The organism is Neisseria subflava (genome assembly GCF_024205745.1).
In the GTDB taxonomy this organism is placed as follows: Bacteria; Pseudomonadota; Gammaproteobacteria; order Burkholderiales; family Neisseriaceae; genus Neisseria; species Neisseria flavescens_B.
Genome location: NZ_CP073117.1, coordinates 161774 through 185676, shown reverse-complemented (window position 1 = coordinate 185676; position 23903 = coordinate 161774). Strand labels below are relative to the sequence as shown.

The window sequence follows — 23903 nt, the reverse complement described above, 5'->3', positions numbered from 1 at the left end:
GATTATTATGGAAAACAACCGTCTTGACCCCACAGCCCTCGAGGAAGAAGACCTGAATTGGGAAAAACGCCTGGAAAGATTGCGTCAGGCACGACAATTTAATACTGCGCCGACTCATGCACCATTGGTCAAAAAATCGGACGAAGCTGTCGAAGCTGCGCCCAAAACCGCACCTAAAAAAGAATATAAGTTGGATGCTGACAATCGTGAAAAAGTATTGGAAGAATATTTGTACCGTTGGCAGCTGGAACACAATACTGCCCTTGCAGACGAGGGCGAAGCAGTGGAAACCGATGCGATGGTGGTTTTGCAGGACAACTGGTTGAGTGCGCAATCGGCATTGCAGGCCGCGGCTTCAGAGCGTCATATCGAATCAACCCGCACCGTTAGACTGAATCCGAAATCAGGTGCCGTAGATTTTGATGTGCCTAAAGTGGAAGAAACTGAAAAACCGGAAAATGATGATGCGGAAGCGGCTGAAGAGGCGGTTTCAGACGGCCTTGAACAAGAACCGGCCATCAATGTCCATATCAATGTATTGAACCCGCAAGCGATCGGTCGTCGGGAAGTATTCTGCGTTTCTGAAAAAGAGTTGACCGAGCGCCTGATTAAGCGTTTGCGTCCCCATGTGGCCGATGCAGTCAACGGCATGATTCGGATTGCCGTGCAAAAACAAATGGCCTTGTTCACTTATCAGTTGCAGCAAATGCTGAACGAGCAGGCGCCGGGCTTGGTGGAGGATGTGTTGGAACACAACGTCAAACGTATTTTGGACGATATGAAGACTGAAATGAAATATCGCCGTTGAGTATCCAGGCCGTCTGAAAAGTTTCAGACGGCCTTCGGCGTAAATTTCCCTTAAAATTTTACGAAGCGTGTATAATGGTGGCTCACGTTTTCGTGATAAATATCCTTTCTAAATAGTTGATATGCCCGATGCAGAATCGGGCATTTTTTTTGAGATTGTTATGAATAAAAATAAAATCATTGTATTGCTGATTGCTTTGGTTGCTGTATTTGCCTATAACAAAATGCAAAACAAGCAGCCGGTACAATCGCAGAATCAGCAGAAAATAGAAGCCGTTCAAAAACAAAATAATTCGGGCAAAAAGAATGCCGATACGGCTCAGCAGCAAATCGGTTCGGGCAAAGAATCAGCTGAAGCGGTTTTGAAACAGGCGTTTGAAAACGAGCAAAGCGATATTCAGATTGAGGGCGAGGGCACGGTATGGAAAACCCTGCCGGATGATAACAAAGGCACGCGCCATCAACGCTTTATCTTGAAGCTTTCCAGCGGTCAAACACTTTTGGTGGCGCATAATATCGATTTGGCCGATAAAATCAAAGGCTTGAAAAAAGGTGATAAAGTAGCGTTTTACGGCGAATATGAATGGTCGGAGCAGGGCGGCGTTATCCATTGGACGCATCACGATCCGGCAGGCCGTCATGAAGACGGTTGGCTGAAGCACGGCGGACAGGTTTATCAATAATCGTTCAGACGGCCTCCTGCTTGAAAGATGACAGGAATAAGCGCAAAATGTTAACAAATTAAACAGGCGTATTGTTTACTGCGCCCATCGAAACATACGGTAGATTGAAAAAAATGAGCAAAAAACTTCATCCTCAAACGCTTGCCATCCGCAGTGGCAAAGAGCAAACCGAATATTATGAACACAATCAGGCTCTGTTTTTGACCAGCAGCTTCATGTGGGAAAACGCCCAACATGCGGCTGATTTGTTTTCTAAAAAAATCAAGGGTTTTACTTATACCCGTACGGCCAATCCGACTACTGCCGCCTTTGAAAAACGCATTGCCGCATTGGAGGGCGCAGAGCGCGCGGTGGCCACTTCGACCGGTATGTCCGCGATTCAAGCAGCGTTTTTTACCTTCTTGAAAGCCGGTGATCATGTTATTTCCAGCCGCAGTCTGTTTGGTACGACTGTCGGTTTTATCAATAACATCGTAACTAAGTTTGGCATCGAGGTCAGCCATGTATCGCCGGTTGATGTAGATGAATGGAAAGCGGCAATCAAGCCCAATACCAAACTGTTTTTCTTGGAAACCCCGTCCAACCCTTTGGGCGAAGTTGCCGACTTGGAAGCGTTGGCCGAACTGGCACACAGCATCGGTGCGCTTTTGGTGGTGGACAACAGCCTCTTGTCGCCCGTCGGTTCGCAGCCTTTGAAGCACGGTGCGGATATTTCCGTGTCTTCTGCAACCAAAGCGATTGACGGTCACGGCCGCGTGATGGGCGGCGTGTTGGCCGGTTCGGAAGAATTGATGACGCAAGTTGCCGTATATTGCAACTCTTGCGGTTTGGCGATGTCTCCGTTTAACGCATGGCAGCTGTTGAGCGGCGTGGAAACCCTGTCGCTGCGTATGGAAAAACAATACGATAATGCGCTGAAAATCGCGCAATGGTTGAAAGAGCAGCCTCAAGTCCAAGCCGTGTACTACACCGGTTTGCCCGACCATCCGCAAGCCGAACTGATCCGTAAACAGCAAAACGGCGGCGGCATTGTCATCGGCTTTGAAGTCGCTGATCAGGAAACCGCATGGAAAATCGTGGATGGCGTAGAACTCTTTTCCCGTACTGCCAACCTCGGCGACGTGCGCTCAACCATCACCCACCCGTGGACAACAACTCACGGCCGTATGCAGCCTGAAGAAAAACTTGCCGCCAATATCCGCCCGGGCTTGGTGCGCCTGTCTGTCGGCTTGGAATACGTTGACGATTTGATTGAAGATTTGAAGCAGGTCTTGAACAAATAAGTTTAAAAAAGATATTTCAGACGGCCTGTTGCGATAAGGCCGTCTGAAGTTTATGAACACACATCTGAATCATACAAGGAAAGAATATGACTGAAGCAGAATTCGCCTCATGGGCAATGAAAATCCTACTGAGCGGCCTGATTATCTTTTTGGGCTTTATCGTTTGGAACTTGGGTAAAGAATCCAAAGCCGGCAAATTCGGCATTGCCATGCTCTTCTTGGTTTTGGGCTTGGGTGTGTTTGGATTCGTATTTAAAGAGTTGCTGATTAGCTTTTTGGTATTGCCGAAGTAAGCAGAAAGTTTGTAGATAGAACAAGGCCGTCTGAAAAAATGTTCAGACGGCCTTTTGATTTGATGTTTTAAATGACGCCCAATTCTTGCAAGCCACGCAATACGCCGTCTTCATCGACACTTGGGCAGACGAATTGTGCGGCAGCTTTGGCTGCTTCTTCGCCATTGCCCATGGCAACGCCAAAACCGACGGTTGACAGCATTTCTAAGTCGTTGAAGCTGTCGCCGAATGCCATCACTTTGCTCATATCAATGCCCAGTTTTTCCACTGCGTGGGCGATGCCCCGTGCTTTTGAACCTTCTTTGCGCAGTAGGTCCACGGCATATTCATGCCAGCGGACGGTTTTGAAGCCGTGTTGCCGGGTCAGCGGTTGCAGGATTTTTTCTTCTTCTTTGTCCACAAAGACCAACATTTGATAAACAGGCTGTTTGCGGAAATATTCTTTGTTTGTCAGGAAGTTGGGCAGGATATGCGATAAGCCTTCAACAACGCGCGGCGAATGGGAGGAAACGGCAATTTCTTGGTTGTTGACGAATGCGTAGTCTATTTTATGTTGTTCAAGCAGGTTGATGGCGGTTTCGATGTCGGCAATATCCAAGGGGTAACTTTGCAGGGGTTCGCCGCGAAAGGAAATATATTGGCCGTTGATGGTAACGAGCATGTCGATACCGCATTCTTGAATCAAGGCTTTGACTTTGGCGGGTATGGCGGCTTCCGGACGGCCGGTGGCAATGGCAGTCAAAATGCCTTTGGCTTTCAATTTGTGCATGGCTTGGGCAACCGAAGGACGCAGGGTATCCGTGTATTTGCGGTAGAGGGTGTCGTCGATGTCAAAAAAGATGATTTCAGGGTTGTTCATGGTTTACTCGTCGGGCTGGGTATACACAGCTTTCATTGAAAATTGTGTGAACAGCTTGTGTATAAATTGGTTTAGTATTTGATTGCTATTATGAAAATAAGTTCTGATTAAAATTTAGGCAGTTTTTGTTTTGAGAATAAAGCGGAAAGTTATTCACAATAGGCCGTCTGAAAATTTGGTTTTCAGACGGCCTTGTTTTAAGCAATCAAACGGATATTTTCTTTGTCTTGCCTGAATTTGTTTTTAATCACGAGAGGCAGGTTGCTGTCGAAATACCAGCTTCCATCAGGCAATGCCAACGCGCCGCCGGCGCAGAGCAGGGTAATGCTGTTTCCGGTCAGGGGATCGGTTTCGGTAATTTCAATTTCGTGCGCTTTGCCCCAATCGGTTACGGGGAGTAGGGCGGCAAGCTCGGTAATGCGTTGGTTTTGATGTTTGATACCGTTTGGCTGGCGACAGTTGCCGTTGCATTTCCCGACAGCCTCGACAGGGCACGGTTCGCCTTTTGCGTAGCTGGTCGGCAAAATATTGAGCGAATCTGGGCAGAGCCTGTGTTCTTGCGACCATTGCATCAAAGCACGTTTGGCTGCTTTTTTGTGGGCAAACAAACCGTAAGGACGCCAATTTTTGGTGCCGCTGTTTAACAAGACGATGCGTGCTTGAAGGCTGCCGTGTTCGTCAGCGATAAAGCGGACGGTGGAAAACGATGTGGGCTTTTCAGACGGCATCAGTTGGTATTCCTGCATGGTCTGGGCTTTGAGCCATAATGTGTGAAGCTGTCCAACTGCCGGAATAAAACGGATAGAGGCTGCGGCTTTGATGTGCGGCGGCAGTTTTTTGCTGTGCAGCAGGGTGGCGGTTTCACTGTATGCGCGTTCGTGTGCTTCAATGGCTTGGGCTTTGCCGAAATGGTCAAACCAAACCAATACGCCGTAACTGTCGGGTAGGGCATAGAGTTGCTGGGCAAGCGAATCAGGCAGCCAAGTGGGCAACATTTTCGGATTCATCAATACACGGACGTGTTCGTCCCATTGTTGATGATTTTTTTCTGTCAGACTTAATTCGAGATAATCACACAATGCGGCAACATCGGTCATAGCGCGGTGGCGGTTGGCCGTCTGAATGCCGGTGCGTTCGATAATGCTGTCGAGGCTGTGTTTGTAAAACTCAGGATACAGGCGGCGAGACAGTTGAACCGTACAGAGTGAGGGTGCGGCAAAGTCAGTATGGATACGGGCAAACTCGTGACGCAGGAAGGTATAGTCAAAGCGGCTGTTGTGGGCAACAACCACAGCACCTTGCAACAGCGGCAACAAATCGGCTGCAATATCGGCAAAGACAGGCGCGTTTTTCACTGTTTCATCATGAATTCCGGTCAGTCTGGCAACAAATTCGGGAATGCTGCGGCAAGGATTGACCAATTGCTCGTAATGTGTGGCGCGTCCTTGCTCAAAACGAACAAGGGCGACTTCCGTTATCCTGTCTTGATAGAAATTTCCACCGGTCGTCTCCAAATCCACCACGACCACAGGCCGTCCCAAACGGGAAAATGCTTCGGATAAGAGCGGCCAGCGTGCGAAATCTGACATTTTATTCTCTGTAAATTCAATAGCAAATGCGCATTTTACACGCTGTCTGCAAGTTTTCCAAATAAAACGCTTGACAGTAAATAGCCCTCTCTTTATAATTCAAATCTTTCTTGATGCACCCGTAGCTCAGTTGGATAGAGTATCTGGCTACGAACCAGAGGGTCGGGCGTTCGAATCGCTCCGGGTGCGCCACGAGATTTATCCGCGCCCATCGTCTAGCGGTTAGGACATCGCCCTTTCACGGCGGTAACCGGGGTTCGATTCCCCGTGGGCGTGCCAGTTTATAAAAAAGCGCAATCTGTTTCGGATTGCGCTTTTTTGCGTCTATCGGTTTTGAAATGATTTGAACCGCTCTTTTTATCTGCTAATGTAGGTCGGCATTTGTCATAATCTACTAAAAGCATTTATTATTATATATCCAATAATCATAATTTAAGGGAAACGTTCATGGCGTGGCGGTTTGTATTGCCTGCTTGGGTGGTTGGGGTAGTGCTTTCGTTTGCGTTGCCGTTTGTGCCGCTATGGTGGGTTTGGTTGTCTGTAATCATTGGCGCGCTTGCGTTGTGTCGAAGATTTGCTGTGGCTTGGTTGGTGCTGGCTGTTTGCGTGGGCATGGCGTTTGGTGTGTGGCGGACCGGGTTGGTGTTGGCCAGTCAATGGCCTGTAGGGGAGGTGGTGGCTAAAGTTTTGACGGTTGAAGTGGCGGATATGCCGCGTGATGATGGTCGGCGCGTGCAGTTTGCGGCAAGGGCTTGGGATGAGCGTGGGCAGACTTTTGATTTGATGTTGTCGGATTATCAGCGGCGCGATTGGACGGTGGGCAGTCGGTGGTCTGTATCGGCGCGGGTAAGGCCGGTGATCGGTGAAGTGAATGTGCGCGGTTTGAACCGTGAAACATGGGCTTTGGCCAATGGTATCGACGGCATGGGTACTTTGGGGCGCGACAGGAAACTCGTGCGTCAAGGCGGCGGTTTCGGTTTGGCTAATATGCGTGATGCGGTAAGCCGAAGTTGGCAGGGAACGGCGGACAAATATCCTGAGTTTTCAGACGGCATAGGGCTGATGCGTGCTTTGAGTATTGGTGAGCAATCGGCGTTGCGGCCGCCTTTGTGGCAGGCATTCCGGCCTTTGGGGCTGACACACTTGGTCAGTATTTCGGGCTTGCATGTGACGATGGTGGCGGTATTGTTTGCCTGGCTGATTAAGCGAATTTTTCGTTATTCGCCGTGGATTCCGGCAAAACCGCGTGTGTGGATATTGGCTAGTGGTGTTGCCGGGGCTTTGTTTTATGCGCTTTTGGCCGGTTTTTCCGTACCGACGCAACGCAGTGTGTTGATGTTGGCTGCGTTTGCGTGGGCATGGTGGCGCGGCAGTGGTGGCTCGGGTTGGACGGCATGGTGGCAGGCTTTGGCCGTTGTTTTGTTGTTGGACCCGTTGGCTGTATTGGGTGTGGGAACGTGGTTGTCTTTCGGTTTGGTTGCTGCTTTGATTTGGGCGTCGTCAGGCCGTCTGAAAGAATCGGGCTGGCGTTTGGCTGTACGGGGGCAATGGGCGGCAACGGTATTGTCGGTGGTATTGTTGGGCTATTTGTTTGCTTCGTTACCTTTGCTCAGTCCGTTGGTTAATGCACTGGCTATTCCTTGGTTTTCTTGGGTGTTGACGCCGTTGGCTTTGCTGGGTTCGGTTTTCCCGTTTGAACCTGTCCAGTTGGTAGCGGTATTTTTGGCGGAATATACTTTACGCGGTTTGGTATGGCTGGCTACGGTATCGCCTGAATTTGCCGTTGCAGCGACGCCCGTGCCTTTGCTGGTGTTGGCGATGATGGCGGCTTTGCTGTTATTGCTGCCTAAAGGAATGGGCTTGAAACCTTGGGCATGTTTGGTTTTATTGGGTTTTGTGTTTTACCGTCCTGCCAAGTTGGAGGAGGGGGTAGCAAGAGTTACCGTGATGGATGCGGGGCAAGGTTTATCGGTGTTGATACAAACGAGTAACCGCAATCTTTTGTTTGATACGGGAACGGAGCAAGTGGCGCAAACAGGTATTGTGCCGAGTTTGAACGCGATGGGTGTGCGCCGTTTGGACAGCCTGATTTTGTCGCACCATGACATTGACCATGACGGCGGTTTTCACAGTGTCGCAGCTGTCGGTACCGATAAATTGCTTGCCGGACAACCTGAGTTTTATCCGAATGCAGAGTTTTGCCAAGAAGACAAATGGCAATGGGACGGCGTAGATTTCGAGTTGCTCAGGCCGTCTGAAAATGCGGGCAAGGAAGATAACGACCAGAGCTGCGTATTGCGTGTCGTGGCAAACGGCAAAGCCTTGTTGATAACCGGCGATTTGGGCGTGAAGGGCGAGGCCGGTTTGATTGAGAAATACGGCAATGCGCTGTATAGCCAAGTGTTGGTATTGGGACATCACGGCAGCAGCACGGCTTCGTCAGGCAGCTTTCTGCATACGGTTTCGCCGCAATATGCCGTAGCATCCAGCGGCTATGCCAATGCCTACAAACATCCGACCGTTGCCGTACAAAATCGTGTCCGCGCGCACGGCATTACTTTGTTGAGAACGGATTTGTCAGGTGCATTGGTGTTTGTTTTGGGGCAAGATGATGTGTTCCGAGGCCGTCTGAAAAAGGACAAGTTTTATTGGCAGAAGAAACCGTTTGAGTAAGAAGGATAAAAGGCCGTCTGAAAGACTTTTTCAGACGGCCTTGATATTTTTCATTGACGGGCATTATCCAAATTTTGTGTGAATCCAATTGTGGATAGTTTGGTTTGATATTTGATAATAAAGAATAAATTAATTGTGATGAAAAAATAGGCAGTATAAGAACGGAGTAATAATCACGAAGTCATTTTATAACTGTTGTTAATTTGATAAGCATTTTGAATCTGTTTGGCTGAATAAATACACTTGTTTTTAGCTTGCTTATATAATCTAAACGCATTATTGCACATTCAAATTAAATTTAACAAAGGGAAAAGAAATGACTGAAACTCAAAACCAACCTAATAACGAAGAGTCTATAGTGATTATCGGCACGCGTCGTGATGATGTGCTGTATGGCAGCTTGGGACACAATATTTTTTACGGCGGTTTAGGAAACGATACCTTTATTGTGAACAACAGGAATGACCAAATCGTTGAAAGGTACGGCGAGGGTACGGATACGGTTTATACCCATACGACTTATACGTTGCCGAATTATGTTGAAAACCTGACGATGACCGGCCACGATAATATTTTTGGTTTCGGCAACAATTCCGACAACGTCCTTATCGGCAACAGCGGCAACAACCGTTTGAGCGCCGGCCGTGGCAAGGATGTGCTTTACGGAGGGGCGGGTAATGACTTGCTGTTGGCAGGCGATGATGACGACAAACTTTATGGTGGCGACGGCAACGATATTTTGCGTGGCGATCATGGCAACGATTATTTGGAAGGAAACGAAGGCGACGATGTTTTAGACGGCGGAATCGGTGCAGACGTAATGCGCGGCGGTAATGGCAACGATACATATTATGTAGACAGTCAAAACGATGTCGTTATCGAAGAAGCCAATGGCGGCATTGATACGGTCTACACAGGTATGACTTACCGTTTGCCGACTCATGTCGAAAACTTGACCTTGACCGGCAGCGGCAATTATTTCGGTTTCGGCAACCATTCCGACAACGTCTTAATCGGCAACATCGGCAATAACCGTTTGATCGGAGGCCGCGGCAATGATGTGCTTCGCGGAGAGGCAGGCTATGACTTGTTGTTGGCAGGTGACGGCGACGACAAACTTTACGGCGGTACCGGCAACGATATTTTACGCGGCGATACCGGTAATGATTATTTAGACGGTGGCGAAGGAGATGACACGCTTGAAGGCGGTAGCGGAGACGATACTTATGTATTCCGCCGTGGCAGCGGCCATGATGTCATTTCAGACAATCTGGGCCATAACAGCATTCATTTTGAAGGTTTGAGTACGAAGGATGTCAGTCTTACTACTCGTCCAAGCGCCAGTAATCCGGCCCTCAAAGATTGGGTATTTACGATTCACGAAACAGGCGAAACGTTGACCCTTAGAGAGCAACACAAGACCTATTCATCTGTATCCAAGTATAAATTCACGGATAAGGAAATGGATGTTGCTGAAATCTTCAAATATCCCGAGCATGATCCCAGCCAAGACAGCGTAATCATGCGTGTGCTTTATAAAGATGGTCATGCCGTCACACATGCCGCCGTACAAGGGCAGCATCTTCAGACGGCCTCTTTGCAGTATTGGGAAAATATTGCCACTCAAAAAAGAGCCAATGATATTGTCCGACCCAGTTATAAACAGGCGCAACATTCTATCTTTACCAAAGACAGTGATGGTGACGGTTTGGTTGATGCCATTGACCGTAATCCGCAGGAGTGGAATGTTTCCGAGCGTGATTTGCGGATGTTCTCTTCATTGGCTTATGAATCTCCTTCTGCTTTGCATACTGTATTTAAAGGCAATTATTGGTGGAATTCGCAATATGCTTCTCTTGCTAAGAATATTAACGACAAATATTTTAGCAATCAGGCCAATGTATCTGAGCTGGTTGGGAAATGGCAATTGCTTAGGGCCGATAGTTTGGGAAGCGGTTTGGATTATGCGATTTTCGGCAATGCGAACAAGAAAGGCGGTTGGGACAATGTAGTGGTGGCGTTTAGAGGCACACAGGCGACCAGCATTAAAGATGTTTTGGCCGATTTGAACATTATGACCGGTAATTTGCCGGCTCAAACCAAATATCTGAATGACATTGCCCGCTACATTGATACGCTTCATGCCAAAAATGTGTATTCGACCGGACATTCGTTGGGCGGCTATCTTGCAGAATATTTTGCCGCACATACCATGCAGCAGCGTTATGATTGGGCAAGCGATTTTAAACGCAGCAGTCTGTTTAATCCGGCTGTTTTGAATGTGGACAGCAATTCTCCTGATGCCTTAAAACAAGCACGGGATATGGCCGATAAAATGGCGAAAACACGTATCACGGACGACTCCGATACAACCCAGGCACGCCATCTGTATGAAACCAATTCGTATGTAATCAAAGGTGAATGGGTTGGAGATGGTTTTTCAGGTAAAACAGGTGCGGGTATTGGTGCGTTAATCGGTGGGCTTTTGTTTGGGCCATGGGGCATTGCAGCAGGTTCAGCTGTTGGAGCGGCTGCGTCCCAAGTTCATAAAGGATTGGGCAGATACCCGAATGCCAAGGTTTTGGATTTCAAGAGTGATGATGTGTGGGGCAAACACAATATGACCAGCTTTTATGAGTCAGATACCAAACTTGAACAATACTTCTCCCAAGGTAAGCGTATTGACAAGCATTACGACAATCCTTATTTGAGTGATTCTGACCAAGACGGTTTTTCAGACGGCATTGAAAGCAAATTTGGCACTAGCAGCAATGATGCCCAAGAAACACCATATGCAACCGGTACCTCTGCCATTTATACGGATGACCGACCTATGTTGGCGGTGGTTCAAACTGAGGATGCGGCCGGTAACGTCTTGTCGCTCAAAGGCGTGGAAATGACGGCGCACCAGCAGGGCGATAAGATGGCATATGCGGCAAACGGCAAGGAAATCGACTTAGGGAAAAACGGCTTTGATTGGTCGGTCAGCATCAGTGGAGACAGCAAAGGCGTAGCGGCCTTGCATGGCAGCGCGGCTGACGATGTATTGAAAGGCAGCGATGGCAATGATTATCTGGCAGGCGGATTGGGTGGCGATACCATTGTTACCGGCGAGGGTAGAGATACGGTGGCATTTACTGCATGGGATGTCCGCGAGGGTAAACTGGATCACTTGCTGGATTTCAATCCTGTCAAAGACAAGTTGGATTTGAGCGCCATGCGTCCGCTGCTCAATGAGAAAGAAAGCCAGGTTAGCTGGGCGGATTTGTTTGTCCGCGATGTGGATACATTCAGCCCCGATCGTTCGTATCTTGTGTTCAACAGCGCCCAAAAAACCTTGGCGTATCGGGGCGCAGGAGCTGAAAGCAGCACAGAGTTTGCACGTTTCTACAATGAAGATGCTGCGCAGCTGACAGTCGCCAATATTATCGGCTGATGTTTGTTTTAAAGTTTAAGGCCGTCTGAACCTGATATTTCATGTTCAGACGGCCTTAAACTTATATAATATCCGACCCATCTGTTTAAAAAGGCAATCCCCATGAACACCATACGTACCAAAATTTGCGGTATTACCCGACCTGAAGACGCGCTGGCTGCGGCTGAATTGGGCGCGGATGCCATCGGGCTGGTGTTTTACGCCAAGAGTAAACGGGCTGTGAATATTGAGCAGGCGCAGGCAGTTGTGAAAAACCTGCCGCCGTTTGTATCGGTGGTGGCCTTGTTTGTGAATGAAAACGAGCAAACCATCCGCGAGATTTTGCGTCAAGTGCCGATAGATGTGATTCAGTTTCACGGCGATGAAGACGATGATTTTTGCCGTCGGTTTGACCGCCCGTATTTGAAGGCTGTGCGCGTACAGTCCGCTGCCGATATTCAGACGGCCTGTGCCAAATTCCCGAATGCCCGTGCCTTGCTGTTTGATGCCTATCATCCGACCGAATACGGCGGTACGGGACAAAGTTTCGACTGGACCATGTTACACGGCAATATCGGCAAACCGTGGATACTTGCCGGCGGATTGACGGCGGAAAACGTTGCCGAAGCGGTAAAAATCAGCGGTGCAATAGCGGTGGATGTGTCCGGCGGTGTGGAAATCTCCGGCGGGATTAAGAGCAGGGAGAAAATGGCGGCGTTTATTCAGGCAGTAAAGGCCGTCTGAAAATTTGTTTGAATGAAAAACAACCGGAATACAGATATGCAAGAGCCAATCGTTGAATCCCACCCTTTCGCAGCCTTGTTGCCGCCGCAGGCAACGGTCATGATGATGGGGACGTTTCCGCCTAAAGAAGAAAAACACGCGATGCAGTTTCATTATCCGAATTTTCAAAACGATATGTGGCGTGTGTACGGGCTGGTGTTTTTTGGTGATGCGGCGCATTTTCAAAAGCAGGGCGAAAAGGCGTTTGATGCCGATAAAATCAAAGCGTTTTTAAGTGAGAAGGGGATTGCATCCTGTCCGACCGTGTTGAAGGCAATACGCGAACATGGCAATGCTTCGGATAAGTTTTTAAAAGTGATAGAAACCGTCGATTTGGCAGCAGTATTGGCGCAAATGCCCGAGTGCCGCCATCTTTGCACTACCGGCGGCAAGGCAACCGAAGTTTTGTTGGAGATTCAGGGCAGCGGCATGAAAATGCCGAAGACCGGCGAAACAGTACCGTTTCACTATGCTGGACGTGATTTAACCCTGACGCGCCTGCCTTCGACTTCGCGTGCCTATCCTTTGAGTTTGGCGAAAAAAGCGGCGGCGTATCGGGCTTTTTTTGAAATGGCTGGATTGACTGTTTTTCAGGAGTAGGGCGATGGACCGTTATGAAATCTCTTTAATGACGTTTATGGCTTTGTGGTGGCTTTTTAATGTCGTCTCAGTGTGGCTGAAGGCCAAACAATGGCATATCAGGGTATTGTTGGGCGGAACGCTTTTATATGTGATACAAATATCTGCAGTCATTATGTCTGTTAACGGCCTCAATTGGATATTTTTGAACGTAAGCACTATAAATACCAATGAGTTGATTATTGCTTTGTTGGTGCTTAACTTTCTGGGTTGGTGGTTGCTGGCGCTGTGGTTGGGGATGTTGGCATTAAAAATATGCCTGAGAAACAAAAACGAAGAAAAACATATTGCGCCGCCGTTGGGTACGGCATTGGTTGCAACATCGAGCTGTACGCTGTTGTTCCTATTTTGTCTGCTGATATTATTATTCAATTAGTTGCCGACAAGATGAATGGAAAACGGCTATAATTGCTGACAATTTTTACTTTCAGACGGCCTTGTACTGAATTAGGCCGTCTGAAACCATAAAACGAATAAGGAAAAAAATCCATGAAAAATTATCACGCTCCCGACGAGAACGGCTTTTTCGGCGAACACGGCGGCCTGTACGTTTCCGAAACCCTGATTCCGGCTTTGCAAGAATTGGCAGAAGCCTATAAAGCAGCGAAAGAAGATCCTTCATTTTGGGAAGAGTTCCGCCATGATTTGAAACACTATGTCGGCCGTCCCAGCCCTGTTTACCATGCTGCGCGATTGTCTGAGCATTTGGGCGGTGCACAAATCTGGCTGAAGCGTGAAGATTTGAACCACACCGGCGCGCACAAAGTCAACAACACCATCGGTCAGGCATTGCTCGCCCGCCGCATGGGTAAAAAACGCGTGATTGCCGAGACCGGTGCGGGTCAGCACGGCGTGGCTTCCGCCACCGTCGCCGCCCGCTTCGGCATGACTTGCGACGTGTACATGGGTGCGGACGATATCCAACGTCAAATGCCCAACGTGTTCCGTATGAAGCTGCTTGGCGCGAATGTCGTCGGCGTTGACAGCGGCAGCCGTACTTTGAAAGACGCGATGAACGAAGCCATGCGAGAATGGGTGGCGCGTGTGGATGATACGTTCTACATCATCGGCACTGCCGCCGGTCCTGCGCCGTATCCGGAAATGGTACGCGATTTCCAATGCGTGATCGGCAATGAAGCCAAAGAACAAATGTTGGAGGCCATCGGCCGCCAACCTGACGTTGCCGTTGCCTGCGTGGGCGGCGGCTCGAACGCTATCGGTTTGTTCTACCCCTATATCGAAGAAGAAAACGTACGTCTGGTCGGCGTAGAAGCTGGCGGTTTGGGTGTGGATACGCCTGATCATGCCGCACCGATTACCAGCAAAGCCCCTATCGGCGTATTGCACGGTTTCCGTAGCTATTTGATGCAGAACGAAAACGGTCAAGTCTTGGGTACGCACTCCGTTTCCGCAGGCTTGGACTACCCAGGCATCGGCCCGGAACACAGCCATTTGAACGACATCAACCGCGTGGAATATACCGTTGCCAAAGACGACGAAGCACTTGAAGCCTTTGACTTGCTCTGCCGTTTCGAGGGCATTATTCCTGCGCTGGAATCCAGCCATGCCGTTGCTTGGGCGGTGAAAAACGCGCCGAAAATGAGCAAAAACCAAGTGATTTTGGTCAACCTTTCCGGCCGTGGCGATAAAGACATCAATACCGTGGCAAAACTCAAAGGCATTGAGTTGTAAGCCTTATTGATTGAGCAGCAAAGGCCGTCTGAAAAAGCTGGATTTCAGTCTTTCAGACGGCCTTTGTTTCCGTAAAGATCAGCGTAGTATTTTATCCGCGCAAACGCTGTCAAGTATCGGCGGCTAAGGAAATTTATCTTTTCAAACCGAGCTTGTACGCTTTCTAAACCGATTATTCAAGTTATCCATCACCATGAAACATTTAGCAATCCATCTAAAACTATTGGGCATGGCGGCGTTTTGGGGCGCATCTTGGCCGATGGGGCGGATGTTGGGACAAGCGCTGCCGCCTTTAACGGGCGGTATGCTGCGCTTTTTGACGGCGGCAATCTTGCTTTTGGGCTGGTTGTTTGCACGGTATCGGTTGCGTACTTTGGCGGTTTTGTCGCGTAAACAATGGCTTGGATTGGCATTGGCGGCGGCATTCGGCGTATTTGGTTTTACTGTGTTGTCTATGCTGGGTTTGCAGCGGATTCCTGCTTCAAGGGCGACGGTGTTGGTCACATTCAATCCAGTGCTGACGATGTTTTTTGCGGCTTTGCTGTTTGGTGAAAAACTCAATGGCAAGATTGTGTCGGGTATGTTGTTGGCAGTGGCAGGCTCGATATGGGCGGTCACGCATGGCGAGATTGCGGCATTTTTGTCGGGCGGCGGCATAGGGTGGGGTGAAGTGCTGGTGTTTTGCAGCCTTTGCTGCTTGGTTACTTATACGATGATAGGCAGGGCGGTGTTGCAGGGGATTGATGCGTTGACGGTTACCGTGGCCACCGCTTGGCTGGGCGCAATGATGTTGCTGCCGCCTGCGTTGATTTCAGACGGCCTGCCGTTTGGTATGCTTGCCGAAATGGACGGCAGGGGCTGGTTTGCTTTGATTGGCTTATCTGTCGGGGCAACGGTCTTGAGCTATGCGTGGTATTTTGAAGGCGTGAAGACTTTGGGCGCAGGCAGCGCGGCAGCGTACATCACTTTGGTGCCGGTATTCGGCATTTTGTGTTCCGCTTGGTTTTTGGGCGAAGCATTGCATGTTTCCTTGGTTGCCAGTTGCTTGGCGGCAGTGGGCGGATTGGCGTTGATGCAGTATGGAAGACGTGCCGTCTGAAATAGGAAATATGTTATATAATAATGAAACTGATCAAACCATTGTTTTAAACATGTCTGAACATTCCTCCCTGCTCGATTTCGACCGCGCCCATTTGCTCCATCCCTATACATCCATGACCGATCCGTTGCCTGTTTATCCGGTGCGCCGTGCGGAGGGTGTACATATCGAATTGGCGGACGGTATGCGGCTGATTGACGGGATGTCGTCTTGGTGGTGTGCGATACACGGCTATAATCATCCTGTTTTGAATCAGGCGGTTGAGACGCAGATTAAGCAGATGTCGCATGTGATGTTTGGAGGCTTGACGCACGAGCCTGCGGTGGAGCTGGGCAAGTTGTTGGTCGGGATTTTGCCGCAGGGGCTGGACCGTATTTTTTATGCGGATTCGGGTTCGGTTTCGGTGGAAGTCGCGCTGAAAATGGCGGTGCAATACCAGCAGGCGCGGGGTTTGACGGCGAAGCAGAATATTACGACGGTAAGGCGCGGGTATCACGGCGATACTTGGAACGCGATGTCCGTCTGCGATCCGGAAACGGGGATGCATTATATTTTCGGCAGCGCTCTGCCGCAGCGTTATTTTGTCGATAATCCGAAAAGCCGTTTCGACGATGAATGGGACGAGGCAGATTTGCAGCCTGTCCGCGCCTTGTTTGAAGCGCATCATGCGGATATCGCCGCCTTTATTTTAGAGCCGGTCGTGCAGGGCGCGGGCGGTATGTATTTTTATCATCCGCAGTATCTTCGCGGATTGCGCAATTTGTGCGACGAATTTGATATCGTGTTGATTTTTGACGAAATTGCCACCGGATTCGGGCGCACGGGCAAGATGTTTGCCTGCGAACACGCAGACGTCGTGCCGGATATTATGTGTATCGGCAAGGGCTTGAGCGGCGGCTATATGACTTTGGCGGCGGCGATTACTTCGCAAAAAGTCACCGAAACGATTTCGCGTGGCGAAGCGGGCGTGTTTATGCACGGCCCGACCTTTATGGCGAACCCGCTGGCGTGTGCCGTTGCCTGCGCTTCGGTCAAGCTGCTTTTGTCCCAAGACTGGCAGGCAAATATCCGCCGCATCGAAAGCATCCTGAAAGGTCGTCTGAAAACCGCATGGGACATTCGCGGCGTGAAAGATGTGCGCGTTTTAGGTGCCATCGGCGTGATTGAGTTGGGAAAAGGCGTGGATATGGCGCGTTTTCAAGCGGATTGCGTGGCGCAGGGCATTTGGGTGCGCCCGTTCGGCAGGCTGGTGTACCTCATGCCGCCCTACATCATTTCAGACGACCTCTTGACCGAAATTGCCGACAAAACCGTACAAATCTTGAAGGAACACAGCAAATGAAAGGCGTTTACTTCGTCAGCGGTATCGATACGGACATCGGCAAAACCGTCGCTACCGGCGTGTTGGCAAAACAATTGTTGCAGCAGGGCAAAAGCGTGATTACGCAAAAGCCTGTGCAAACCGGTTGCCAAAACATCGCCGATGACATCGCCGTCCACCGCAAAATCATGGGCATACCCATGCAGGAAGCCGACAAACAGCGGCTGACCATGCCCGAAATCTTCAGCTATCCCGCCTCGCCCCATCTCGCCGCCCGTCTGGACGGCAGGACTTTGGACTTGGACAAAATCCGCACCGCCACGCAGCAACTGGCGGCACAATACGAAATCGTGTTGGTCGAAGGCGCGGGCGGATTGATGGTTCCGCTGACGGAAAATCTGTTGACCATTGATTATATTCAGCAACAGGCTTATTCCGTCATCCTCGTTACCAGCGGACGGCTCGGCAGTATCAACCACACTCTGCTCAGCTTCGCCGCGCTCAAACAATACGGCATCCAGTTGCACAGCCTGATTTTCAACCATATTCACGACAGCAAAGATGAAACTGTTGCCGGAGATACCTTGGAATATCTTAAAGGCCGTCTGAAAGATGAGTTTCCCGAAGCCAAATGGCAGGAGTTGGCCAAGACAGAGGTGTCAGATGGAGCTTGATATACCGCGTGGCACGCTTTGTTCATATGCCGAAGCTTCAAGTCTTTTGCCGCCTAAGGCCGGACATCTGCTGACCGTTTCTTCGCTAACTGCTGCTTTGCGTGCTTCCGGCAAGGAGTTTTCAGTCGAGCCGGTGTATTTGGGTTTGACGAAGGGTGCGGAAAACGGAGACGAAATCTTTGTGCGCGATGTTTTGCTCAAACTGGACGGCGAAACAGTGATACAAGCCAGAAGCGCGTGCCGGCCGGATAGCCGTCTATGGACAGAATTATTGGATTGCGGAACGCAGCCTTTGGGCGAGCGCCTGTTTGACGGCACATTGCCGTTGAAACGTTCGGATTTTAAGTTTCTTTGTTTTGAAGATTCCGGCCATCCATCTTTCAGACGGCCTGTTATTGCGCGCCGTTCGTATTTCGATTGGAACGGCGAAATATTGGAATTAACAGAATATTTCTTATTGAAATTAATAGATTTATACCGCTAAGGCCGTCTGAAAATAAAACCGATTACCGATGTTTGTCATAATTCTGTTATAATACAATAAATTAAATTGTTAAGATCTGTTTAATTTCAGACGGCAATAAATTATAATAAGAGCTAAGGCTCTAAAAAGCCATTTCTTCCGAATCGATACATAAAGAACGACACATTACATCAATGAACATAAGGCGCTTTTTCTTACAAATTCTACCGCGTTACGCTGTCGGACGGATGGTGATATACGCTAAGCTGATGCGCGTCGACAAACCCATTGGTACACTGCTTTTGCTGTGGCCGACTTATTGGGCATTGTGGATTGCGTCTAAAGGCGTTCCTGACGCGGATATTTTTATTGCCTTTACCGCAGGCACATTTCTGATGCGCAGCGCAGGTTGCGTGGTGAATGACTTTGCCGACCGTAATTTTGACGGCGCAGTAGAGCGCACCAAAAACCGCCCGTTTGCCAAAGGTTTGGTTTCCAAAACCGAAGCGCTGCTTTTGACCGTTATGCTGTGTCTTATGGCGGCTTTATGCTTGGTGCCGCTTAACCGCTTTACTTGGCTGATGAGCCTTCCGGCCTTATTTTTGGCCATCACATATCCCTTTACCAAACGCTTTTTCCCGTTGCCGCAGTTTTATTTAGGACTGGCATTTTCGTTCGGCATTCCCATGGCCTTTGCCGCCGTACAAGGCCGAGTGCCTCCTGAAGCATGGCTGATATTTACCGCCAATGCCTTATGGACGCTGGCTTACGACACGATTTATGCCATGGCGGACAAAGAAGACGATTTGAAAATCGGCATTAAAACTTCGGCAATCACATTTGGCCATCACGATATTACCGCCTCTATGCTTTGCCATTTTTGGTTTACCGTATTGATGGCGGTGTTGGGTATCAAAATTGGCGCAACTTGGCCTTATTGGCTGGTATTGCCAGTAACCGTTTATTGGCAATATCAGCAGTATGCCGCTATCCGTACGCGCGACCGCCAGTTGTGTTTCCAAACGTTTTTGGCCAACAACCGTATCGGTTTGGCGTGGTTTTGCGGATTGGTCTGCCATTATTTCTGGTTGTTTTTGGTTTCCAAACTGTTTTAAAAAACCAGGTTGAGGCCGTCTGAAAAGAAAGGGAAAAGGGGTATGCAGGACATGCCCCTTTTCATTTGAATCATGGTTTTACCATTGATAGGATTTTTACTTTAAATTCCATATAAACAAATAGTTGAATTATTTTTAGCTCGTTAAAAAACATCAAAAACAACATGGAAAATGTTAGCAGGGCGAGTGTAAATTGCGTCTTCAGGATTGAGATTTGCACCGACAATCGGTACAATCCCATTGTTTTGCGACATTTAAAAGAGATACACATGAGCCTGATCGGCGAAATTTTACCTTTGTCCCATATCGTTTTGGATTTGGAAGTCAGCAGCAAAAAGCGTCTGTTTGAAGAGGCTGCACAGCTGCTGGAGAATGAAGCAGAATTACCGAATACCAACGTGTTCGACTGCCTGTTTGCCCGTGAAAAGCTTGGTTCGACCGGTTTGGGGCAGGGGGTGGCGATTCCCCACGGCCGTCACGCATGCGTGAAAAAAGCCACCGGTGCGTTTATCCGCACCAAAGAGCCGGTTGCCTTTGATGCGCCCGACGGCAAACCCGTTTCCCTGATTTTTATTCTGCTTGTGCCTGAAAACGCTACCGGCGAACATTTGGAAGTATTGTCCAAACTGGCCGGCAGATTCTCTCAAAAGGCCATCCGCGAAGCATTGATGGCTGCTACTTCTGCCGAAGAAGTACGCACACTCCTGAGCGAAGAGTGATTCATGCCCAGCATATCCGTCCGCCGCCTGTTTTCCGACAATCAGCACAAACTCGAACTTGCTTGGGCTGCCGGTAATTCCGGCGCGGACAACCGTATCGGTGTCGAAGCCGATAAACCCGTCTTGGCTTTGGTCGGCCACTTAAATTTTATCCATCCCAACCAAATTCAAGTTGTCGGGGTAGCCGAAGCCGAATATTTGCGCCGCTTGGAAACGGGCGAGCTCAACTACGATTTCGGCGAGCTTTTCGACATTCCCATGTCTTTAGTCATCGTTGCCAATGGCTTGCCGGTTTCGCCCAAATTGCGCGATTATTGCCATACCAACAGTATCCCCTTGCTGACTTCCAAACAGGAAAGTCCACACCTGATGGACGTTTTGCGGATTTATCTGCAACGCACATTGGCGACTTCCACCATCAAGCACGGCGTATTTTTGGATGTATTTGAAGTGGGCGTACTCATTACCGGACAATCCGGCTTGGGTAAGAGCGAATTGGCATTGGAGCTGATTTCGCGCGGTCACAGCCTGATTGCCGATGACGCGGTCGAACTTTTCCGTACCGGCCCTGAAATGCTGGAAGGCCGTTGTCCGCCTATGCTGCGTGATTTCCTCGAAGTACGCGGTTTGGGTATACTCAATATCCGCCATATTTTTGGTGAAACCTCCATCCGTCCGAAAAAAATCCTCCAGCTGATTATCAATTTGGTCCCGGCCGACGACGGATACATGAAACAACTCGATCGATTGAGCATCCGTACCGAAACAGAATCTATCCTCAACGTCAGCGTCCGTTCCGTTACCCTGCCTGTTGCAATCGGTCGAAACTTAGCAGTATTGGTTGAAGCTGCAGTGCGCAATTACATCCTTCAATTGCGCGGTAAAGACAGCACCAAAGAATTCCTCGAACGCCATCAAACACAACTCAAAGAAAACGAACAAAATCATGAAAATCGTCCTGATTAGCGGCTTATCCGGCTCAGGAAAATCCGTAGCCCTCAAACAACTTGAAGATTCAGGCTTTTATTGCGTTGATAATCTGCCTTTGGAAATGTTGCCTTCGCTGGTGTTGTACCATATTGAACGCGGCGAAGAAACCCAGCTTGGTGTCAGCGTTGATATTCGTTCCGGTATCAATATCCAAGAAGCGCAAGAGCAAATCCAATATTTGCGTAATGAAGGGCATCAGGTCGAAGTCCTGTTTGTTGAAGCGGAAGAGGGCGTTTTGGTTCGCCGCTTCTCAGAAACCCGCCGCGGACACCCTTTGTCCGGTCAAAACCTGACTTTGGTGGAAAGCCTGCAAAAAGAACGCGAATGGCTCTTCCCGCTTAAAGACATCGCATATTGCATCGATACGTCCAAAATGAATGCACAGCAGCTGCGTTACGCGGTGCAACAATGGCTCAATATTGAACGTGTCGGCTTGCTGGTCATTCTTGAATCCTTTGGTTTCAAATACGGCGTTCCCAACAATGCCGACTTTATGTTTGACATGCGCAGCCTGCCCAATCCGTATTACGATCCGGAATTGCGCCCCTTTACCGGCATGGACAAGCCTATTCAAGATTATTTGGGCCAGCAGCCGTTGGCTCAAGAAATGGTTGATGACATCGACCATTTTATTAGCCGCTGGTTGCCGCGCCTGCAACAAGAGAGCCGCAGTTATGTAACGATTGCCATCGGTTGTACCGGCGGACAGCACCGCTCCGTTTATGTTGTGGAAAAACTGGCCGAGCGCCTCAAAGGCCGTTACGAACTCCTTGTCCGCCACCGTCAGGCACAAAGCTTGGCAGGACGCTAACTTGCCGTTTCAGACGGCCTTAAAGGAAGAAACCATGAAAAAAATCAGTCTGACCGCATTATCCCTGTTTATCTTGACCGCTTGTGCCACAGAGCCTGTCACTGCTTACCGTTGGCACCGTACCGGCGCGAGCGAAGCCGAAGTTTCCCGCCAAATCAATACTTGCAAATCACAAGTTCAAAATGGAACCAAACGTGACAATACATCCAAGACGTTTGAGCAATGTATGGATGAAGCAGGTTATTACAGCTACGAGCATGGCAATCTCTAAATCCTGATTGACCGATTATCCCAATATCGAGGCCGTCTGAAAAACAATGATTGTTCAGACGGCCTCAGATACGAATAGAAAGAACAAAAAGACATGGCTATCCAATGGTTTCCCGGCCACATGAACAAGGCAAAAAAAGCCATTGCCGAACGTATTAAAAGCGTTGATATGGTGATTGAGATGTTGGACGCGCGTATGCCTGCTTCCAGCGAAAACCCTTTGCTTGCCCAGTTGTCCAAAGGCAAGCCCAAACTCAAAATCTTAAACAAGCAAGACCTTGCCGATCCCGAGCGCACCAAAGTTTGGCTCGAACACTACAACAGCCGCCAAGATACCCGCGCCATTGCGCTGGATTCTTCCGAAACCGGCGCGCATGGCAAAATCACCCAAGCCTGCCGCGCCATGATTCCGCATCGCCAAGGTATCGAGAAGCCGCTGCGTGTCCTGATTTGCGGTATCCCCAACGTCGGCAAATCCACCTTGATTAACGGCATGATCGGTAAAAAATCTGCCAAAACCGGTAACGAACCCGGTATTACCAAAGCCGAACAGCGCCTTTTCCTTGCCGACGATTTCTGGCTTTACGATACCCCCGGTATGTTGTGGCCGAAAATTATCGTTGAAGAAGGCGGCTATAACCTTGCAGCCGGCGGTGCAGTCGGACGCAACGCGCTGGATGAAGAAGAAGTGGCGCTTGAGCTTTTGGATTACCTCCGCCGCCATTATCTGGCCCTGTTGCAAGAGCGCTATCAAGCCGACAAAGATCCAAGCAGCCATTGGGACGATACTTCCTGGTTGGAGTGGATTGCCAAAAAACGCGGAGCGGTTTTGAGCGGCGGACGAGTCAATTATCAAAAGGCCGCTGAAAATATCCTGACCGATTTCCGAGAAGGCAAAATCGGCAGAATTACGCTGGAAACGCCAAACCAATGGGAGGCTTGGCTGAAAAAAGCCAGACAGAAAGAGGCCGAACTCAAAGCCATTCGCGAAGCCAGAAAGGCGGAACGAAAAGGGCGGCAGCCTTCAGCCGATTAATACAAAAGGCCGTCTGAAATCTATTTTCAGACGGCCTTTTGTTGGGATAGACAATTACAGGGCGGTACGGCTGAAGCTGTCCAGAGCTTTATCGGTTTGGATTTGGTTAAACTGCATGGTGGTTTTGTCGCCTTGCTTTTCGTCCAATTCGATTTTACGTACCAGCGTATCGCCGTTGATTTCGATACGGTTGAAGATTTGGCGGGTAATGGCGGTTTTCGGAGTTAGGGTCAACGTCCATTTTTTCTCGTTGCCGTTTAATTTCAAATCAAATTGTTTTTCCAAACCTTGGGTATTGCCGCCCAAAAGGTCGAGGAAAAGTTTGATTTGGCGGCTTTGGCCGTTGAGCTTGCTGGCATTTGGGTTGACCCATTGGTTGCCGTTCCATTGCATGATGCCGTCTGAACGCACGCGCAGGGTAGTTTCAAATGGTTTTTGCATTTTCCAGAGCAGGCCTTTTTGTGGAACAAGGGTAAAGCTGCCGCTGGTGGTCATGGGTTTGCTGAGGGATTTGAGCTGGCGTTGTTGGACAAAATTGCCTTGCACGTTTTGCGGTTTTTGCAGGGTTTGTGCCAATTCGGCAGGGGAAAATGCCCACAAAGCCGGAGCGCTGATGAGGAGAGTAAGAGAAAGAATGGTTTTTTTCATTGTGTTTCCATAAGGTTTGAGGCCGTCTGAAAGTTCAGACG

General features: G+C 49.2%; 23 protein-coding genes and 2 tRNA genes. 22 read left to right on the top strand and 3 right to left on the bottom strand.

Features of this window, described 5'->3' with window-relative positions; genetic code table 11:
- Positions 1-7 precede the first annotated feature (7 nt).
- The 4 genes from KCG55_RS00910 to KCG55_RS00895 all read left to right on the top strand — a co-directional run bounded on the left by KCG55_RS00910 (position 8) and on the right by KCG55_RS00895 (position 3066).
- Positions 8-808 carry a hypothetical protein gene (locus KCG55_RS00910; RefSeq protein ID WP_254323120.1) on the top strand — a complete coding sequence of 267 codons (801 nt, stop codon included), beginning with the start codon at positions 8-10 and terminating at the stop codon, positions 806-808.
- A 121-nt stretch (positions 809-929) separates the two neighbouring features.
- Positions 930-1490, top strand: a complete 561-nt coding sequence (locus KCG55_RS00905; RefSeq protein ID WP_188208564.1) for a DUF3465 domain-containing protein — start codon at positions 930-932, stop codon at positions 1488-1490.
- A gap of 113 nt (positions 1491-1603) precedes the next feature.
- Positions 1604-2773, top strand: coding sequence for an O-succinylhomoserine sulfhydrylase (gene metZ / locus KCG55_RS00900; RefSeq protein WP_254323119.1), 1170 nt, complete (start codon positions 1604-1606; stop codon positions 2771-2773).
- 86 nt (positions 2774-2859) lie between these two features.
- Entirely contained in the window at positions 2860-3066 is a 207-nt protein-coding gene (locus KCG55_RS00895) for a DUF2788 domain-containing protein (RefSeq protein WP_003680520.1), read from the top strand.
- A 67-nt stretch (positions 3067-3133) separates the two neighbouring features.
- On the opposite strand, the gene KCG55_RS00890 is transcribed toward KCG55_RS00895, so the two are convergent.
- Together KCG55_RS00890 and KCG55_RS00885 are read right to left on the bottom strand one after the other, a co-directional pair.
- Positions 3134-3925, bottom strand: coding sequence for a Cof-type HAD-IIB family hydrolase (locus KCG55_RS00890; RefSeq protein ID WP_254323118.1), 792 nt, complete (start codon positions 3923-3925; stop codon positions 3134-3136).
- 197 nt (positions 3926-4122) lie between these two features.
- The gene (locus KCG55_RS00885) at positions 4123-5514 is read right to left on the bottom strand and encodes a 3'-5' exonuclease family protein (RefSeq protein ID WP_254323117.1); all 1392 of its coding nucleotides are present in this window, start codon (positions 5512-5514) and stop codon (positions 4123-4125) included.
- A gap of 115 nt (positions 5515-5629) precedes the next feature.
- Between KCG55_RS00885 and KCG55_RS00880 the strand changes: the two genes are divergently transcribed.
- The 18 genes from KCG55_RS00880 to ylqF all read left to right on the top strand — a co-directional run bounded on the left by KCG55_RS00880 (position 5630) and on the right by ylqF (position 23214).
- Positions 5630-5706 (top strand) — tRNA-Arg (locus KCG55_RS00880).
- Positions 5707-5718: 12 nt separating this feature from the next.
- Positions 5719-5793: transfer RNA gene (locus tag KCG55_RS00875), tRNA-Glu, on the top strand.
- Positions 5794-5961: 168 nt separating this feature from the next.
- On the top strand, positions 5962-8187 hold the full coding sequence (locus KCG55_RS00870) for a DNA internalization-related competence protein ComEC/Rec2 (protein ID WP_254323116.1): 2226 nt from the start codon (positions 5962-5964) through the stop codon (positions 8185-8187).
- 316 nt (positions 8188-8503) lie between these two features.
- Entirely contained in the window at positions 8504-11623 is a 3120-nt protein-coding gene (locus KCG55_RS00865; RefSeq protein ID WP_254323115.1) for an Mbeg1-like protein, read from the top strand.
- A gap of 102 nt (positions 11624-11725) precedes the next feature.
- Positions 11726-12346 carry a phosphoribosylanthranilate isomerase gene (locus tag KCG55_RS00860; RefSeq protein WP_254323114.1) on the top strand — a complete coding sequence of 207 codons (621 nt, stop codon included), beginning with the start codon at positions 11726-11728 and terminating at the stop codon, positions 12344-12346.
- A gap of 36 nt (positions 12347-12382) precedes the next feature.
- The gene (locus KCG55_RS00855) at positions 12383-12985 is read left to right on the top strand and encodes a DNA glycosylase (protein WP_254323113.1); all 603 of its coding nucleotides are present in this window, start codon (positions 12383-12385) and stop codon (positions 12983-12985) included.
- 4 nt (positions 12986-12989) lie between these two features.
- The gene (locus tag KCG55_RS00850) at positions 12990-13400 is read left to right on the top strand and encodes a hypothetical protein (protein WP_254323112.1); all 411 of its coding nucleotides are present in this window, start codon (positions 12990-12992) and stop codon (positions 13398-13400) included.
- 113 nt (positions 13401-13513) lie between these two features.
- Complete coding sequence (gene trpB / locus KCG55_RS00845) at positions 13514-14716, top strand: tryptophan synthase subunit beta (RefSeq protein ID WP_254323111.1); 1203 nt, start codon at positions 13514-13516, stop codon at positions 14714-14716.
- Positions 14717-14909: 193 nt separating this feature from the next.
- Positions 14910-15815 carry a DMT family transporter gene (locus tag KCG55_RS00840; RefSeq protein WP_254323110.1) on the top strand — a complete coding sequence of 302 codons (906 nt, stop codon included), beginning with the start codon at positions 14910-14912 and terminating at the stop codon, positions 15813-15815.
- A gap of 52 nt (positions 15816-15867) precedes the next feature.
- The gene (bioA, locus tag KCG55_RS00835; RefSeq protein WP_254323109.1) at positions 15868-17157 is read left to right on the top strand and encodes an adenosylmethionine--8-amino-7-oxononanoate transaminase; all 1290 of its coding nucleotides are present in this window, start codon (positions 15868-15870) and stop codon (positions 17155-17157) included.
- Positions 17154-17810 carry a dethiobiotin synthase gene (gene bioD, locus KCG55_RS00830; protein WP_254323108.1) on the top strand — a complete coding sequence of 219 codons (657 nt, stop codon included), beginning with the start codon at positions 17154-17156 and terminating at the stop codon, positions 17808-17810. The genes bioA and bioD overlap by 4 nt, the downstream gene beginning before the upstream one ends.
- Positions 17800-18294, top strand: coding sequence for a chorismate--pyruvate lyase family protein (locus tag KCG55_RS00825; protein WP_254323107.1), 495 nt, complete (start codon positions 17800-17802; stop codon positions 18292-18294). The genes bioD and KCG55_RS00825 overlap by 11 nt, the downstream gene beginning before the upstream one ends.
- Positions 18295-18521: 227 nt before the next feature.
- Positions 18522-19388 carry a 4-hydroxybenzoate octaprenyltransferase gene (gene ubiA, locus KCG55_RS00820; protein WP_432761064.1) on the top strand — a complete coding sequence of 289 codons (867 nt, stop codon included), beginning with the start codon at positions 18522-18524 and terminating at the stop codon, positions 19386-19388.
- A 269-nt stretch (positions 19389-19657) separates the two neighbouring features.
- The gene (gene ptsN, locus KCG55_RS00815; RefSeq protein ID WP_003680500.1) at positions 19658-20107 is read left to right on the top strand and encodes a PTS IIA-like nitrogen regulatory protein PtsN; all 450 of its coding nucleotides are present in this window, start codon (positions 19658-19660) and stop codon (positions 20105-20107) included.
- A gap of 3 nt (positions 20108-20110) precedes the next feature.
- A complete protein-coding gene (gene hprK, locus KCG55_RS00810; protein WP_036490342.1) occupies positions 20111-21073 on the top strand; it encodes an HPr(Ser) kinase/phosphatase in 963 nt (320 codons plus the stop codon).
- Positions 21054-21908: an RNase adapter RapZ gene (gene rapZ, locus KCG55_RS00805; RefSeq protein WP_036490343.1), complete on the top strand. Its 855-nt coding sequence runs from the start codon at positions 21054-21056 to the stop codon at positions 21906-21908. The genes hprK and rapZ overlap by 20 nt, the downstream gene beginning before the upstream one ends.
- 34 nt (positions 21909-21942) lie before the next feature.
- Positions 21943-22179 carry a protocatechuate 3,4-dioxygenase gene (locus tag KCG55_RS00800; RefSeq protein WP_254323105.1) on the top strand — a complete coding sequence of 79 codons (237 nt, stop codon included), beginning with the start codon at positions 21943-21945 and terminating at the stop codon, positions 22177-22179.
- A 93-nt stretch (positions 22180-22272) separates the two neighbouring features.
- Positions 22273-23214, top strand: a complete 942-nt coding sequence (gene ylqF, locus KCG55_RS00795; RefSeq protein WP_254323104.1) for a ribosome biogenesis GTPase YlqF — start codon at positions 22273-22275, stop codon at positions 23212-23214.
- Between the two features lie 54 nt (positions 23215-23268).
- On the opposite strand, the gene KCG55_RS00790 is transcribed toward ylqF, so the two are convergent.
- Positions 23269-23862 carry a LolA family protein gene (locus KCG55_RS00790; protein WP_254323103.1) on the bottom strand — a complete coding sequence of 198 codons (594 nt, stop codon included), beginning with the start codon at positions 23860-23862 and terminating at the stop codon, positions 23269-23271.
- Positions 23863-23903 lie beyond the last annotated feature (41 nt).